The organism is Roseococcus sp. GW821-FHT12F05 (assembly GCF_058806835.1).
Genome location: NZ_JBXAQB010000029.1, coordinates 1 through 14,980 on the forward strand (window position 1 = coordinate 1; position 14,980 = coordinate 14,980).

16 protein-coding genes and 1 pseudogene are annotated in these 14,980 nt (G+C 65.7%); all 17 read right to left on the bottom strand.

Annotated features, from left to right (window positions below; genetic code table 11):
- Window positions 1–166, bottom strand: a 166-nt coding sequence (locus tag AC1ROY_RS33395) for a DUF5681 domain-containing protein (RefSeq protein WP_493153294.1), incomplete at its 3' end; no start/stop codon positions are given.
- Between the two features lie 150 nt (window positions 167–316).
- Window positions 317–1,042 carry a phosphoadenosine phosphosulfate reductase domain-containing protein gene (locus AC1ROY_RS33400; RefSeq protein WP_493153279.1) on the bottom strand — a complete coding sequence of 242 codons (726 nt, stop codon included), beginning with the start codon at window positions 1,040–1,042 and terminating at the stop codon, window positions 317–319.
- Window positions 1,043–1,178: 136 nt separating this feature from the next.
- Window positions 1,179–1,571: a hypothetical protein gene (locus tag AC1ROY_RS33405; RefSeq protein WP_493153280.1), complete on the bottom strand. Its 393-nt coding sequence runs from the start codon at window positions 1,569–1,571 to the stop codon at window positions 1,179–1,181.
- On the bottom strand, window positions 1,568–1,930 hold the full coding sequence (locus tag AC1ROY_RS33410) for a hypothetical protein (RefSeq protein WP_493153281.1): 363 nt from the start codon (window positions 1,928–1,930) through the stop codon (window positions 1,568–1,570). Before AC1ROY_RS33410 ends, AC1ROY_RS33405 begins: the two co-directional genes overlap by 4 nt.
- Window positions 1,927–3,468, bottom strand: a complete 1,542-nt coding sequence (locus AC1ROY_RS33415; RefSeq protein ID WP_493153282.1) for a DUF3987 domain-containing protein — start codon at window positions 3,466–3,468, stop codon at window positions 1,927–1,929. The genes AC1ROY_RS33410 and AC1ROY_RS33415 overlap by 4 nt, the downstream gene beginning before the upstream one ends.
- A complete protein-coding gene (locus tag AC1ROY_RS33420) occupies window positions 3,461–4,330 on the bottom strand; it encodes a toprim domain-containing protein (protein WP_493153283.1) in 870 nt (289 codons plus the stop codon). The genes AC1ROY_RS33415 and AC1ROY_RS33420 overlap by 8 nt, the downstream gene beginning before the upstream one ends.
- The gene (locus tag AC1ROY_RS33425) at window positions 4,327–4,545 is read right to left on the bottom strand and encodes a hypothetical protein (RefSeq protein WP_493153284.1); all 219 of its coding nucleotides are present in this window, start codon (window positions 4,543–4,545) and stop codon (window positions 4,327–4,329) included. The genes AC1ROY_RS33420 and AC1ROY_RS33425 overlap by 4 nt, the downstream gene beginning before the upstream one ends.
- Window positions 4,542–4,898, bottom strand: coding sequence for a hypothetical protein (locus AC1ROY_RS33430; RefSeq protein WP_493153285.1), 357 nt, complete (start codon window positions 4,896–4,898; stop codon window positions 4,542–4,544). Before AC1ROY_RS33430 ends, AC1ROY_RS33425 begins: the two co-directional genes overlap by 4 nt.
- A gap of 198 nt (window positions 4,899–5,096) precedes the next feature.
- The gene (locus AC1ROY_RS33435; RefSeq protein WP_493153286.1) at window positions 5,097–5,270 is read right to left on the bottom strand and encodes a hypothetical protein; all 174 of its coding nucleotides are present in this window, start codon (window positions 5,268–5,270) and stop codon (window positions 5,097–5,099) included.
- Window positions 5,271–5,402: 132 nt separating this feature from the next.
- On the bottom strand, window positions 5,403–5,951 hold the full coding sequence (locus AC1ROY_RS33440) for a hypothetical protein (protein ID WP_493153287.1): 549 nt from the start codon (window positions 5,949–5,951) through the stop codon (window positions 5,403–5,405).
- A 114-nt stretch (window positions 5,952–6,065) separates the two neighbouring features.
- A complete protein-coding gene (locus AC1ROY_RS33445) occupies window positions 6,066–6,212 on the bottom strand; it encodes a hypothetical protein (RefSeq protein ID WP_493153288.1) in 147 nt (48 codons plus the stop codon).
- Between the two features lie 290 nt (window positions 6,213–6,502).
- Window positions 6,503–7,009, bottom strand: coding sequence for a hypothetical protein (locus tag AC1ROY_RS33450; protein WP_493153289.1), 507 nt, complete (start codon window positions 7,007–7,009; stop codon window positions 6,503–6,505).
- Complete coding sequence (locus AC1ROY_RS33455; RefSeq protein ID WP_493153290.1) at window positions 7,006–7,536, bottom strand: hypothetical protein; 531 nt, start codon at window positions 7,534–7,536, stop codon at window positions 7,006–7,008. Before AC1ROY_RS33455 ends, AC1ROY_RS33450 begins: the two co-directional genes overlap by 4 nt.
- Window positions 7,537–8,517: 981 nt before the next feature.
- Window positions 8,518–9,840, bottom strand: coding sequence for an HlyD family type I secretion periplasmic adaptor subunit (locus tag AC1ROY_RS33460; protein ID WP_493153291.1), 1,323 nt, complete (start codon window positions 9,838–9,840; stop codon window positions 8,518–8,520).
- Entirely contained in the window at window positions 9,837–11,549 is a 1,713-nt protein-coding gene (locus AC1ROY_RS33465) for a type I secretion system permease/ATPase (RefSeq protein ID WP_493153292.1), read from the bottom strand. Before AC1ROY_RS33465 ends, AC1ROY_RS33460 begins: the two co-directional genes overlap by 4 nt.
- 54 nt (window positions 11,550–11,603) lie before the next feature.
- Window positions 11,604–13,889 (bottom strand): M10 family metallopeptidase, encoded by a 2,286-nt coding sequence (locus AC1ROY_RS33470; RefSeq protein WP_493153293.1) that lies wholly within the window; start codon window positions 13,887–13,889, stop codon window positions 11,604–11,606.
- Window positions 13,890–14,101: 212 nt separating this feature from the next.
- Window positions 14,102–14,634, bottom strand: a pseudogene (locus AC1ROY_RS33475) (transposase); the annotation flags it as partial.
- Window positions 14,635–14,980: the final 346 nt, after the last annotated feature.

Consider the following 14,980-nt stretch of genomic DNA (forward strand, 5'->3'; position numbering starts at 1 on the left):
GCCGCATGACCTCTGCAGCGCCTTCCTGCCCAATCGCGTCGAGAGCCAGCAGGGCGGCGTGACGGGCACCCTTGGGCTTTCCGGCCGGATTGCCGGACTGTCCGGGCCGCCAGCGGCTACGGGGGCCCGTGCCCTGCTTCGGATTTGATTTTTCAGACATGGACATGCTCTCCGACGCGGACTGTAGGAAGCATTTGGGAGCGCGCCGGCGCTGGCCCACGATCGATCCTCACCTTCCCGATGCCGGCGCCCTCGGCGATCTGATCAAGCCGCGTTCGGGACCGGGGGCAGCCGGCGCTGTCCACGACAACGGCGTTCATGCCGACACCTCGCGGGCAGCAGCGAGCGCGGCATCGGCCTTCGCCATGGCAGCACGTGCCTCGCGCTGCACCTCCTCGGCCAGTTCCAGCGTTCGGGCGTACTCGGCTGGATAGCGCCTCTTCAGGAACGCCATGCGGCCGAGCTCCAGGTCCGCGGGGCACACGGCGCATTCGAGGCTGGTGGGCGCGCCCTCGGCGTACTGGATGGGAAGCGGCACGCCATGGTGCTGGACCCGCTGCATGACCTCCTCGCGCGTCCAGGAGGCGAGCGCTCCCCAGTGGGCGGGCGCGACGCCGGGCCTGTAGAGGCTGGAGCCCTCTCCGCGCCGCTGGCCATGGATCAGCACGCCGACGCCGTTGGCCAGGCACCACTGCTGCGCAGGGGCATTCCTCACCACCGAGCAGCAGGCTATCTCGGCGGAGAGCGGCGGCCCATCCATCGGCACGTCCCCTTGCAGGGGGGCGATGCGCTGGGCTGGGAGGACGTGTTTGCAGGGGAGCCCCTGCTTCTTCCAATAGGCCTCGCGGTCGGAGGGAATCTCCACGAAGCGCGGCAAGCCCTTGGTCTGCTTCCGGACGTGCTCGGCATCGTGGGGCAACACGCCCGGATTCACCCAGATGACCGTGAGGCGGTCCAGCATGTCGCGGAGCAGGTGGAGCAGCAGGCCGGACTCGGCGCCGCCGGAGTAGCTGAGGGCGACATGATCGTTGCTGGTGATCATGGCCGCAGCGGTGGTGCGGACGCCGCTCTCCAGCAGCTCGAGGGTGGTTGCCTCACGGGGAGGCCTGCTGGATTGGACATCAGGGCGTGCGGGCATGTGGGGTCCTTTACGGATTGAGGGATGTGCTGGTGGGCGTTCACGCGCCGCCTCCGAAGGCCTTCAGCCAAAGGGCGTCGAGCCATTGGATTTCGCTGTCTGGCAGCCGTGCCGTGGCGGGCTTCCCGAGCAGCCAGGCGCGCTGGCGCTCCATGCGGGCGCGATCGGCGACCGAGACGCCCTCGCGCCAAGCCAGGAGGCTGATTTGCTTACGTGCGGTGCGGGAGGCCAGATTCGCGAAGGTGAAGGCCGGCTTCGCCCTGCGCTCCATCTCGGCGGCGAGGAGCGCGGACAGGTCATTCAGGTCCATCCCGGAGGCGGTCAGGACCCGAACGAGACCGGCGGCGGCCGCGGTCGCCTCGCCAGGCTGGTCGCTGCCTAGCAGCGGCAGGATCTTCGCGAGGCGTTTGCCGGTCGCCGTGAGGTCGCTCATGGCGCCGCCTCCCTGACGGCGGCCGGGAGCAGATCGGCGGCTTGCAGGCGCTGCGCTAAGCCCGGCGACAGCATCCACGTGCGACCGTCCGGCTTCACCACGTCGATGCCGCCGTCCGGGCACCAGCGCCAGTCAGTCCCGGCCGAGATCAGGCCCGAGAGGCGGGCCGCCTCTCGGGTGAGGTGGAAGTCCACCTCCTCCGGCCAAGTGAACGGGGCGCGTAGGGGCTGATTCTCATTTTCCGCACGTTCCCCAAAACCCCCATAACCACCAAAACCTCCGGGGGCCGGACCGACTGGCTTCGGCTGCGGCGCCTCGGCGCGCGCTGCCGTGAGGGCGCGGGCGAGAAATCGGCTCATGGGGCGACCTCCTCACGCTGCCTGCTGCGCCATTCGGCCAGGGCCTCACCAAGCCGCGGATTTACGGCATGGTCGCTCGGAGGCCGCCCGCCGCGCGGACCGGCCTGATGCTGCACCCGAAGCAGCACGTCCTCCCTCTGGAGAACGGTCACTGCTGCCTTCACGGCCTCCGCGCTGGAGAGGCCTTGCAAGCCGGGCGTATCGCGGATCTGCCGCTCGTTCACGGTCGTGAGGCTGTTGGCGACGATGTGTCGCAGCAGGGTCCGCGCGTGCCGCTCGGAGACGGACAGGATGCCCTCGCCGAAGGCGCGCTCCGCCATCGGGAGAAAGTAGTCGGCCATCAGCGCCGCGCCGGCCAGCGCCGCAGCTCCTGAGACTTCGGCCGGCGCCTCTTCGCTCGGCCGCTCCGCACACCAGCGGAGCAGCTCCACCACCACCGCCAGCCGGACGGCGTGGCCGCGGGCCTTGCCGATCGCGCCGAGCATCAGCCCAGAGACGCGGGCTTCGCGCCCAGCCCACTCCTGCGCCGCCTCCTCGATGACGGCCGCTGCCTCGTCCGTGAAGCGCATGAACCAAGGCCTGGGCTCGCCGTTCTCTCCGTCCGGCATCGGGAGCCTGAGCAGCCGCGCCAGGCTGCTCCGCCACCCGTCCGGCGCGTCGATCTGGGCAGGGCGAGCGAAAGGCCGCGGCTCCGGGAATACCCAAAGGAAGCGAACCGCCAGGCCGTCGTCCGCGCCCGATGTCAGCTCGGAGAGCCGGGCCGGCTGGATCGTCCCGACGATGCCCAAGGCGAAGCGAGGTACGAAGATCGGCTCGGGGTTCTTCACCCGGTCGATCGACTTCGCCTTGCCGTTCCACGCCTCCAGCCAAGCCGCGCGATCACCCCCGCCCTTGCCGGAGCCATAGCGGTCGAAGCTGCCGAGGAAGGCGGCCAGCTCGTCGCGGTGCAGAAGCAGGCCACGTGGGCAGCCCTGGAGCAGGAGCGCCAGCTTTTCCATCGTGCTGTCCGACGTGATCAACCTCGGCCGAACAGGACGTGGAGGGGCCTGCGCGCCATCCGGCATTCGCGGGGGCGCCATGTCGCTCTTCACGGCCTTGGCGACTTCCTTCTCCCACTTGTCGCGAATGGCGGACGCCTCGGCGTTCACCGTTTCCCAGGCCTTGATCTTGTCGGGGTAGTCGCCGGCCATCTCCACCTCGAGATCCGGCAGCACGTCCGAGAGGGTGGCGCCGAGGCCTGGCGTCTTGCTGGAACTGGGATTGCCGACGGCACCGATCCACAGGAAGGGCGGCTCCGACCAGCCCGGCCAGGGTGACGGCCAGCGAGCATTGCCGATGCAGGCCGCGGCCCCTGCCAAGAGGCCCGCTACGATGTAGTCCACGGGCGAGTTCTTCGCCTCGGCCGCGCTGGCGATGCGCGCGGCCCAGACAGGGCCGAGCAGATCGAGCTGAAAGGGCGGCGGCGCTCGCCGATCGCGAAGCAGCGCGACGGACGGCAGAGGCAGAGTGGCCTCGGTGCTGGTGAACCCATCAGCCACGCGCACCCGCCTGCGCCGCGTGGCGCTGCAGGAGATCGTTGAAGTCCTCGCCCTCATGGTCGGGCGTGATCACCCGCACCTTCAGGCCCTGGGCCGTGAAGCCCTCCGCGGCCCCCCAGGCTGCTCGCTGGCCAGGCAGATCGTTGTCGGCGGCGATGACCAGATCCCGCAGCCCGTGCGGCAGCGGCACCCTCGCCATGTTGCCGGCCGAGAGCGCGGCCCAGGCCGGGGCGCCAATCAGGACGCCAGCGGACAGGCTCGTCTCGATCCCCTCGCCGATCACCAGCGGCTTGCCGGTCGACCAGCGGCAAAGCCGCACCGCCGCGGCACCAACTGGCCCCAGCGTGGCCCTGGGCGGGTCCAGGGCGGCCTTCCCCGCTCCACCAGGCGCGAGGTAGGTCCGATGCACCGCCTGCCCCCTGCCGGAGCCGTCCACCGCCAGCGCGAGCATGCAATGGCACCGCGCGCCGGACGGGTGGCGCGCCTCGGGCAAGTAGCGGAGCACTTCGCCGTCCGGCCACGCGAGGCGGCGCTGCCCGAGGTAGATCTCCGCCGGGCTGTACTTCCCCGGCGCTGCAATGTCCCACAGCGCCACCGCCCGCGCAGTCCGGGCCTCGTCGCCGAGCGACGGGCCGGATGGCCCACTGCTGCGGGTGCCGACGTGCTCGCCAAGCACCGCGCGGAGCAGCTGGTCGCGGCCATGCTCGCCGCAGCTGGCGCACCACCAGACGGCGCGCCCGTCCCGCTCGCGGATGGAGAAGCCGTTCCTGTAGTCGCAGGCCGGGCAGTCCCCGGCCCATCCGCGCCCACCCGGCAGCTGCCGCAGGCCCAGGCCCGCGGCGAGTTCCGAAGCGCTCCTCATTCGCCACCGCCGATCACGCGGCCGGCGACGACAAGGGAGGCATAGGTGGCCAGGGCCTGGATCACCGGGCGTCTGCTGCTGCCGCTGACGATGGCCCGCACAGGCTCGCCGGAGGAGTCCAGAACACCGGGAAGGAGGCAAAGGCGCCGAGGCTCCTCGGACGCCGCCAGGGGAGTCCTGGCGGGCTGCTGACGAATGTCGGGGCGGCGGCTCATGGGTGAGCCTCCACGGCGCGTTCCATGGCCGCGACCATCTCGACCACGTCGGGATCAGCCGCCATCAAGCGCGTGAAGACGATCTCGGCCTCTAGCTCGGTGGCCTCGGTCTGCGGCGCGGGAGCCGGCACGAACACCTGGACGCGGACACGCGCGCCGGGCGCGACCTGGCGCACCGCGACGAAGCTCAGCTTGTCAGGGTGCAGGCGCCCTTCCCCCATGTAGGCGCGGCGGATGCGGTGGTTCCGTCCTGTGTGCTGCTCGAACCACGCGCGGTCGTCCGCCGACGCGAGATCGTGGGCGCCGAGGCGATGAAGCGGTGGCGCTTCTCCACGATGGAAATGAATGGTCATGACTGTCTCCGTTGGACAGCCCGCCGCCCGGAAAAGCCTTGGAAAGCGTGTGGTGTCAGCGTATATGGTCGATGCCACTCAACCATCGCCAACAGTTCGCGCGCCCTCGACTCCCCGGTCGGGGGCGTCGCTACTTCCAGGGGTTGGTGAGGGCTCCGAGCAGCGTGTAGTGGCTCGGCATGACGATCGCGGCACGCATCAGGCGGTGGCCTTCGCACGGGGCAGCGCCTCGGCCAGCGCCTTGATGCTCTCCATGGTGATGAGCGTCTTGTCGCCAAGCTTGCGCGCGTCGAGCTGGCCGGTGTTGATCAGCTCATGGCCCTTGGTCGTACCGACGCCCACCATGGCGAAGGCAGTCTTACGTGGAACCAAAAGAGGTTCGGGGTTGGCGTGAAGATGCATATCGCAATCACCCTTTTCAGGGCCGCCGCGTTCGTCCGGGCTTGGGCGAACTGCGGCGGGCGACAAAGCATTTGCTCTTGAATCCCTATTATTGCGAAGGACTTATTTCACCGCGCCATTCTGTCCGGCGGACAAAATTTCGGTCGGCTTTTTGTCTTCGGCCTCCTTGTCTGGCTGGTATTCGAGAAGGGCGCGCGCGATCAGGCCGGATGGCGCTTTACCAAAGTTCAATCCTGGTGATTCCCGTCCCTTGGCAAAGGTAGCCAACGCAGCGCGAGTCTCCCCGCGCTTCATCTCGCGCTCCCGCAAGTCACGCACGATTGCCTTCGTTATGGCCTGAACACTTGCACCGTAGACTCCACGTCTTCTTTCGTTGGCAAGCTTGGCTATAATTTTCGCGATTTCCTCCCGCGTTTTCCCGCGGGCGTCATCGAGAACCGCTATTTCATCAAAAACGACAAGCAATATTTTTCTATCGTACTGTTTCTTCCCGGAAGGACGTCCGGCCTTGCGCTTGGCCACCTTAGTCCAGATGCGCCGGGCCTCTGGTTCCCCCAAGCTGAGCCGGAGCCTTTCGAATAGGTTTGCGGCGTCGGTTCCCCCCTCTTCCCGGGTGCGTCCCAGTCCAATCAAACCCAGTGGTTTAGTCATCGCGCGCCTCTGCGGTCGCGTCTCTGCGATGGTGCGGCGAGGCTGCGCGGGCAGAGGTTCCGCGCGGGTCGGCCAACCCTGCCCCGCCGAGGTGCTTCTAGCACATCGCACAAGCTATCGGCGGATGAGATCGCCGAAGACCCCCATCATCCCGACGATGAGGCCACGATCGCGCACCCCGTCGCCGTGCTCGATGAGATCGAAGCCGATCTGCCGAAGCAGATCCGGCGAGCCCTGCTCTCGCATCACCAGCATAGCCATTCGGATTTGATAGATCGGACCACAGAGCCCGGCAGTTGATGACGTGCCGCTCGCACATCGCGATGAATTCCGCCGATGCCGGATCTTCCTGGGACGACGCGGAAATCGCCGGGGCAGCCGATAGCGCGGCCAGAAGGGCGCGACGGGTACCGCTCATGCTCGGCCTCCTTTCCTTGCCGCCCCGGCCGGCTTGCGTGTCGGCGGTCGCCTCGGAATAGGTGGCGGAGGAAGAGACGGAGACGGCGCGGCAGGCAGAGGCACGCCGGAGGCCGACTTGAGGATGCGCGGCATCAGGCGAGCCCTCCCGCCTTCAGCGCCATGCCGTCGAGCAGGATGGCCGCGATCATGGAGTCCTCCCCGCCATCTAGCCCGATCAGATGCGGGTATTCCTTCACGGCCAGTTCGATCCGCGCCAGGAGCCCGGCCGGCGTCCGCGCGCGGATCGGCTCCATCTGCTCCAGAAGCTCGGACTGCACCTGCTCCAGCGGAGTGACGTGCTCCGCGTCGTAGACCTTCTCCTGCTGCCAATCGAAGTGATCGGGCATCCGATTGACGGCCGCCCGGATTTGATCCGTCAGCCCCATGTAGCGCCGGCAGAGCGTGATCAGCTCGGCGTCCGGATGGGGCGCCGCGACAGCACCCTCGATGGCCGGCGCGGCCAGCATTGCAACCGCGCTGCCCATGAGGGCAGCCCGCCGATTGAAGCCGTTGGCGGGTGGCGGGGGCGGCGAAGGAGGAGGCGAGGCCGGGGCCGTCCAGTCCTGGCGCTTCGGCCAGACGAAGCTGCGCGCGCTCATGCCCGTGCCTCCGCCCAGGTCAAGGCGAGCCCCTTCTTCGGGAAGGTTCGGGCAGCGAGGTCGCTGCCCTCCGGCGGGGTCACGAGCCAGCTTGCGCCCACCCATTCCAACGGCGCGTCGAATCGCCGACTGGCGCTGGTGCGGCGGACGAACTGTGGCACGGGGAGCAGTGCCCAGCCTCGTTCGCTGAGCCGCTTCTCACGGGCGCAGCGGACGCGGCCATCCGTGGGCGGAACGGTGAAGCTCTCCATCCGGGGACCACCGCGCCCCGCCACCACCGCATAGTCGCGATTGAGCGGGAAGCGGCGTTGCCGATCTTCATGCTCGACCAGGCCGGCCGCCTGCTCGGCGAGCAGGTCCAGACGGGCGACCGTCACATCGATGGCGGACGCGGCCTCCTGCCTTTCCACGTCGGGGTTGGGGCTGGCAGCGGGCAAAGCTCTGCCGTGTGTGGTATTCTGTCGGGTAGCCATGATCTTGATGCTCCCAGCATCGAGGTTGCGGTCAGGCCGGGCGGGGAGCTGCAATCTCTCTGCTCGGCCGAGAGTTCCTTGCGGAACGTCCTAATTTAAGACATATTGCAGCTATGGCTGCAAGCTCTAATGTCTCAAATCAGGACATAACACCCGAACAATCTCGCGCCGGGCGAGCGCTACTGGACTGGTCCCGGGATCAGCTCGCCACTGCGAGCGATGTTCCCAGGCGGACAATCCAACGCTTTGAGGGAAAAGAGGTAGCCCCTCGACCGGCCACGCTCAACGCTATCCGCGTCGCCCTCGAAGCCGCCGGCGTGATCTTCGTGCCCGGGAATGGCGAGGGGCCGGGGGTCAGGTTAAGGAGGGATCCCGATGGCAGCAGGTGACATCCGGTCCTCACGCAAACTTCGCCGTCGAGCTGAGATCATCGAGGTGCTGAAGCAGTTTGGGACCTTGGATGACCTCAATGGGTCCACCGGCGGCCTGCCTGCTACGCGAACAATTATCCAGCTGCTGGGGCTGAAGAGCTCGCGTTCCACCATGGCATGCATGTCGCGGTCGCTGGCTCGAATGGAGGCCGCAGGCCTGGTGGCCGGCCTGCCATCTCAACTGGGGATCCGGGGCAAAGCGAAGCAATGGGTGCTCAGGGCGCCAGACGAGATCACTAATGAGGATCACGAAAAGCTGAGGGCGAGGTTAAGGAAACGAGTATAATTATCTATCCATCCGCAATTCTACGCTGTAAAGTGTCCCTGATGCACTGATCTCGCGCTAACAATGCTGACGGGAGTATGTTCCGAACCTTATGCTTGGCCTTACGCTGCTTGCCAGCCTCTGTGCATGGACGTCTGAAACCGTAACCATTCCCCGCCCGTCCATCCCCGTCGGGGCCTGGAACAGAAACGGTTAGCCGTTATAGTATTTATATTTTTGAAATAAATATTCAAGGTCGTTCTACGTGAGAACTCTGCATATTCAATTTCTGAAAGATGTCTTACTGCGGCAGATGGACGGCGTGCAGCGCACGCTGGGTCAATTCTCTCGAAAAGCGCGGACGAAGGAGTCCCGCACGGGTTGGGTCAGATACTGCCAGAAGGTCCTCTCGCCGAGGATGATGTGGGCCTCGACCGGCATGCCCGGGGCCAGGACGACACCCGGTAGCCGGGAGAGCTGACTCGGATGGATGCGGATTTGCGCCCTGAAATGGGCGCCGCGCGCTTGCGGGTCCAAGGTGACATCGGCCGCCACAAAGGTCACCTCGCCCAGCAGTGTCGGTACGAGCCTCTGGCGGAAGGCGGGAAGCCGCACCTCGGCGGCGAGGCCCGGATGAACCACGTCGATATCCGTTGGCTGGACTTGCACTTCTGCCACCAGGCGATCCTGCGAAGGTACGAGGTCCATGGCCGGGTCGCCAGCCCGGAGAACGGCGCCGAGGTTGAAAACGCGCAGGTTCAGGATGGTGCCGTCCTCCGGTGCCACGATGTCGCGGCGGATCGACACGTCGGAGGCGGATTTCACGCGCTCCTCGGCGTCGGCAAGCCGGTTGGCCACGTCGCGCGCCTCGGTGCCCACCTCCTGCATGCGCTGGTCTAGCGTGGCCCGGGCCTGGCTTTCGGCCTCCTGGATCGCGGCCCCGGACCGGCGGATCTGCCCCTCCAGGTCCGCCGCGCTGCCTTCCACGCCGGCCAACGTCCGCTGCACCGCCAGCAATTCCGGAAGGCGCGCGAGCCCCTGGCGCACCAGGTCCCGACGCATCGCCTCCTCCTGACGGAGGAGGAGGATCTGACGGTTCGCGGCGGTGAGTTGGCCCTGCGCCGAGACGATGTTCGCCCGCCCCTGCTCGGCGCGATGGGCGAAGATGGCGATCTGACTGTCGAGGTGGGCCTGCCGGGCCAGGAACAGCGCGCGCTGGCCCGCCATCGCCTCCGCCACGTGCGGATCTTCCGCCGCCGCCATCAGGTCGGGCGGGAAGCGCAGTTCGGCCGCGCGGTCGAGCTCGGCGATGAGCCGCGCCCTCTGCGCCTGCAGCGCCGCGCGCTGGGCCCGTGCCGCCAGCGTGGTGGCGCCGGACTGAGCATCATCCAGCCGCATCACCACCTGGCCTTGGCGCACGCGGTCACCGTCGCGCACCAGGATCTCCCGCACCAGGCCGCCTTCGAGGTGCTGCAGCGTCCGCCGGCTGCCCTCCACCTTGATGATGCCCGCAGCCAGCGCCGCCTCCGCCAGCGGAGCGAACGCAGCCCAGGCGGCGAAGCCTCCCCCGAAGGTGAGCAGGGTGCCGAAGCCGAGAACGAGGGCGAAGCGGGTGCCGCGCGGCCGGCCTTCCAGACCGGGCAATCCGGGAGGGGAGATCATGAAGCGCCCTTGACGATCATGGGCCTGGCAGGCCCCGCAAGGCGATTCAGGACCTCGGAGCGCGGCCCGAATATCTCCACCGCGCCGTCCTGGAGCAGAAGGATCTTGTCCACCTGATGCAGCAGGGTGGGCCGGTGGGAGACCAAGACCACCGTCGTCCCGCGGGCGCGAAGCTGCTCCAGGGTGCGGCCCAGGGCGTGCTCCCCCGCAGCGTCCAGATGGGAGTTGGGCTCGTCGAGCACGACGAGGCGGGGCGTCCCGAATAGCACGCGAGCGAGGCCGATCATCTGCCGCTGGCCGCCGGACAGGCGGGCGCCGCCCTCCCCGATCTCCGTCTTGTAGCCCTGCGGCAGGCGCTGGATCATGTCATGGCATCCGGCCAGTTGCGTCGCCTCGAAGACCGCACCGGCAGCGGGAGTCTCTGCCATGCGCGAGATGTTCTCGATCACCGTCCCGTCGAACAGCGCGACGTCTTGCGGTAGGTAGCCGACATGCCGGCCCAGGTCCTCGCGCTGCCATTGGAACACGTCGGCGCCATCGAGACGGACGTGACCCATGGAGGGGTCGAGCGTGCCGATGATGAGCCGCAGCAGCGTGGTCTTGCCCGCGCCGGAGGGACCGATGATGGCAAGGCTCTCGCCCGCCGTTAGCTCGAAGGCGACGCCCTTGATGAGCGGCGTCCCCTGGCCGGGCAGGGCATAGGAGATCCGCTCCACGGCCAGCGCGCCGGCGGGGGTGGGCAGCGATAGGCCGGGTGGCCGCAGACGGGGCATGGCCAGGAAGGCTCGCAGGCGCCGACTTGACTGCCGCGCCTGCACGAGCAGCTTCCAGCCGCCCACCACCTGCTCGACAGGCGCGAGGGCCCGGCCGATGACGATGGAGGCGGCAATGGAGGCGCCGGCGGTCAGCTCCTGCTGCAGCACCAGCCAGGCGCCTGCGCCGAGCACTGCGATCTGCAGCAGCTGCCGCAGGAGCTTGGTGAGCGAGAGGCTGGCCGCAGCACGGTCGGCCGCGCGGTCCTGCGGCTCCTGCACGCCCTGGTAGGAACGCCACCACCTCGCGACGATCGCCGGCATCATTCCCATGCTGTCGATGACCTCGGCGTAGCGAGCCGAGGCTTCGGCGCGGCGATGCGATTGGATGGCCGCCTGCCCCGCCTGGCCGAGCAGCCGGGCGGTCAGGAGCTCGTTGAGAATGGCCAGGGCGACGAGAAGGACGGCTCCGGCCGCGGCGATCCATCCCAGCAGAGGATGGAGCAGGAAGATCGCGAGGAGGTAGATGGGCACCCAGGGGATGTCGAAGAGCGCCAGCATGGCCGGCGAGCCGAGAAAGGCGCGGACCCTGCCGAGGTCACGCAGCACGTCCATCCCATAGGTGAGGCCCCGAAGCTGCGCCTCTATCCCACGGACGACACCCTCCGGCGCGAGGCGGGATTCGACCCAGCTCGCCACCCGCTGCATGACGACGCTCCGGCAGAATTCGAGAATCGCGAAGACGGCGATCGCCAGGCTGGCCAGGATCGTAAGGTAGAGCAGCGTATCCGGATTGCGGGTGGTCAGGACGCGGTCGAAGACCTGCATCATGTAGATGGAGACGGTGAGCTGCAGGATATTGGAAGCGCCGGAGAAGAGGCCGACGCTGATGAGGTAAAATCTTGAGGCTTCGAACACGCCCTTGCAGGACACCACATCGCTTCGCGAGCCGGTCAACTCGAGCGGTCCTCTATCCTGCACATCACTTGGCCCAGGGAAGGCGCGAGCACATCAATCGAACGCGCCGTCGCCGAAAATCTTCCTACCTTCGTTGATTCCGGTCTTGAGGTAATGATCGAATGGATTTATATCCGCAGCATCGATATCCGCATAGTTTGATAAATAATTTCCGGTATCGAATTCCTTGCTAGGGTCACGATTTTCCTTCCATCCTTGGCCACTGTAGTGAATTAATGGATTAACTTCAGCCATCTTCACATCATTATACTTGGAAAGATAGCCTGCAGTATCAAAGTAGTTGTTTGGATTGCGGCCTTCCTTCCACCCCACCTGGTAGAAGTGCAGCGACGGGTCCACGCCCGCGCGGGCGACGTCGGCATATTTCATCAGGTAGAATTGCGCATCAAAGCCGTACTGATCCGTCGATCCCACCATCTTGGCGGTCAGCCGTCCTTCATACTGACCGGACACGAGGTAGTGGATCAGGGGATTGAGGCCGGCGGCTTTCACGTCCGGGTTGAGGCCGAGATAGCCATTCGTATCGAAGTTCAGGCTGGGGTCGCGACCTTCGCGCCATCCGCCGTTGCTGTAGTGGACGAGGGGATTGGCCCCGGCCGCGGCCACGTCCCGGTAGGCGCCGAGATAGCCGCTGACCGAGAACTGCGCCGAAGGGTCGCGCCCCTCGCGCCATCCGGTACCCATAAAATGGTCCAGCGGGTTCACGCCGGCGCGATACACGTCGCCGTTCCCCAGCCCGTAGAACAGGCCGTCGAAATCTTCCCGGAATGGTCCCAGGAAGATGGAGCCATCGCCGAGCTTTACCCTCTCGATATCCTGAAGGACATCCACCCCCTCGGTGAGGGTCGAGACCCTGACCCTTTGATGGAGGACATTGTGCTCATCCAACTGGAGGAATCGGGTGAAGGTGACCTGCGACAGTTGATTGGAGAATTCGGCGATATCGTAGTCCGGCCCGCCGTACAGCCAGTCCGAGGCCTCGCCTCCGAAGATGAGGTCGTTCCCCGCATTGCCGCGCAGGACGTTCGCGGCGCCATTGCCATAGATGATATCGTTGCCCGACCCGCCGATTGCGTTCTCGATGACCGATCTCGTGTCGCCGTTGAAGAGGAGCGCGTTGTAGACCGTGCCCTGCGCCTTGACGCCGGGACCCAGGAGGGCGCGCTGCGTCTCCGAGGTCACGCTCCAGAGGCCCGGGGTCAGATGGATCGAGACGCCAGTCGTATAGTTCGACATGTCGTAGGTGTCGTTGCCGCCGCCATCCCAGATCGTCAGGAATACCCGGTTTCCGCCGGGAGTTCCCTGCCCGACACCGTTGAGGGACATCTGGCCCGTCGAAGGGGCCCATTTGTAGACCGTGTCGCCGCTATTGGTCGTGTAGTCGGCCCCGTACATCGTCTGCAGGGCGGCGATGTCGAGCATCATGAAGGTCTGTGGGGCTCCCCAGCGCTCATAGGTGTACCCGTTCGTCGGCCCGTAGAGGTAGGGCCGGTAGGTCATCACTGTGAACTCGATCGCATCCCGGTCGGCCGGCACTGCGGTGCTCGCGACACCACCGGCCTCATGGCCATGCTTCAGGCCGAGCGCATGCCCGAGCTCATGGATGTAAGTATGATACGCATATCCCCCCAATATTGGATTTCGATAATCGTTTATTGTTCCCGCATAACTGTCCCCGTACCAGACATCACCACCCACGCCGGATGTCGAGTTGTTTGGGTAATAAGCGTAAGCAGTTGGGTTCGCGGATCTGGATTCTGCGGATCTGATATCACCCAGGCCATTCTGGCCAGAACCAGTCGTCTGTTGGACTGAGCTTGAGATCAGAGAGGCAAGGCTTCCATAAGTAGAGACTCCGGAAGTCCCGAAAGAAGTGAATCCACCGAGAATAGCTCGCGTTGCCTCCTGCCCCTGAACGGTAAGTGGGCGAAAGCTGTTATATTGCTCACCGGTTGAATAGATCGGCCCGTAATCGGTATACAATTGCGGAAAACTAAATGTGATAGAGCCAGACCACCGCACACCACTCAAAATTCCGTCTATATATTTGTTGCCAGTTGCGCCTTGACTGATGGCGGATGCCTCTTCTCGAATACCCTCTATCTCGAAAGAAGCATCACCCATTGCATGATCAGGAATATTTAATATTTGCACCGTAGGATGGTGGCTTTCGAGAGTCGGATTGCCCATGACGCCATAAGGCAGATCATCACTGGAAATCAGAGGCCCAAACTTTGCGGTGAATTGGTCGGTTTCGCCTTGGGATTGGCCTGAATTCTCGCGCTTTTTCAACGCGCTGATTCCTTCGAGTGTGATCATTTTATTGAATCTCGATGTCGATGCCATGACGAGATTATGGCAAGATAGATTTTCTGGGAAGAACAAATGTCTGAGATCCGTTTTTGGGATCGAGATGAGGTTCTACGGGGTTTCGATCCCGATTTACGCTTGGGCCGTGGATCAATCGGAGCCGTGGGCGGACGGCCTCAACGGCCAGGAAAAGCGCTAACAGTCTGATCTGACACTGCTCTGCCGTCAGGAGCCCGGCAGGGCTGGCCGACCTGTCGCAAGCCTGAGGACGGACCGGGCCTCTCGGGATCGCGGCTCGCTGGATCTTCTTTCGCCTCCCGCTCAAGCGCCGCCCGTGTCCCTCGGATGCGGGCCAGGCGCCTCACCATGTCGACGAGCCGATCCCGAGGTTCATCGCCGCACCTGCACGGACAGGCCTGAAAGGGCGGCGAAGTGACGCCTGCGGAAGTCGCTCACCGTGCGGAAGTCCGGCCCGTTCAGGCCGGTGACCGCCATGAAGTCCACCCGTTCCTCGCAGGCCCGGGCCAGGCGACGCGAGGAGTAGACGCCCCGGCTGTAACCGTAGAGCAGAAGGGCCGCCATCATCCCCGGATGGTAGGGCGGGGTAGCCCCGCACTTCGTTGTAGCAGGACAGAATTTCCGTCAGGTCCAGCGTCTCGCGCACAAGGCCGCGGACGAAGTGGGGCAGATGGCCCGGCAGGATGAACTCGTGCAGCGACGGCGGCAGCAGCCATCTTTGATCGACGTCCCAGATCGACGTCCCACGGCCGGAAGCTCTTGCCTATCCGCAAGATCGAATCACAGTCACCCCCACCCTACCAGCAGATTACTCAGGCAGATTCCTAGGCTTCCACCTAGGCCCTCACGCTTGCGCCGCCTGTCCGGTCGAGATGGGGACCACTCCAATCGCCGACCAATCACGACCTCTAACAGCGGCAACTTGACACGTCGCGGCTCTCGGCCGATGGAACCTCCGAATGCAGCGCGTCTCCGCCCGGCCCCTGGCTTTAATCCGCTCGGTCATCGCCCATCGAGAACTGATCCTCCGGCTGGCCGGCCGCGAAGTGACGCAGCGCTTCCAGGGCAGCCTGCTCGGCGTG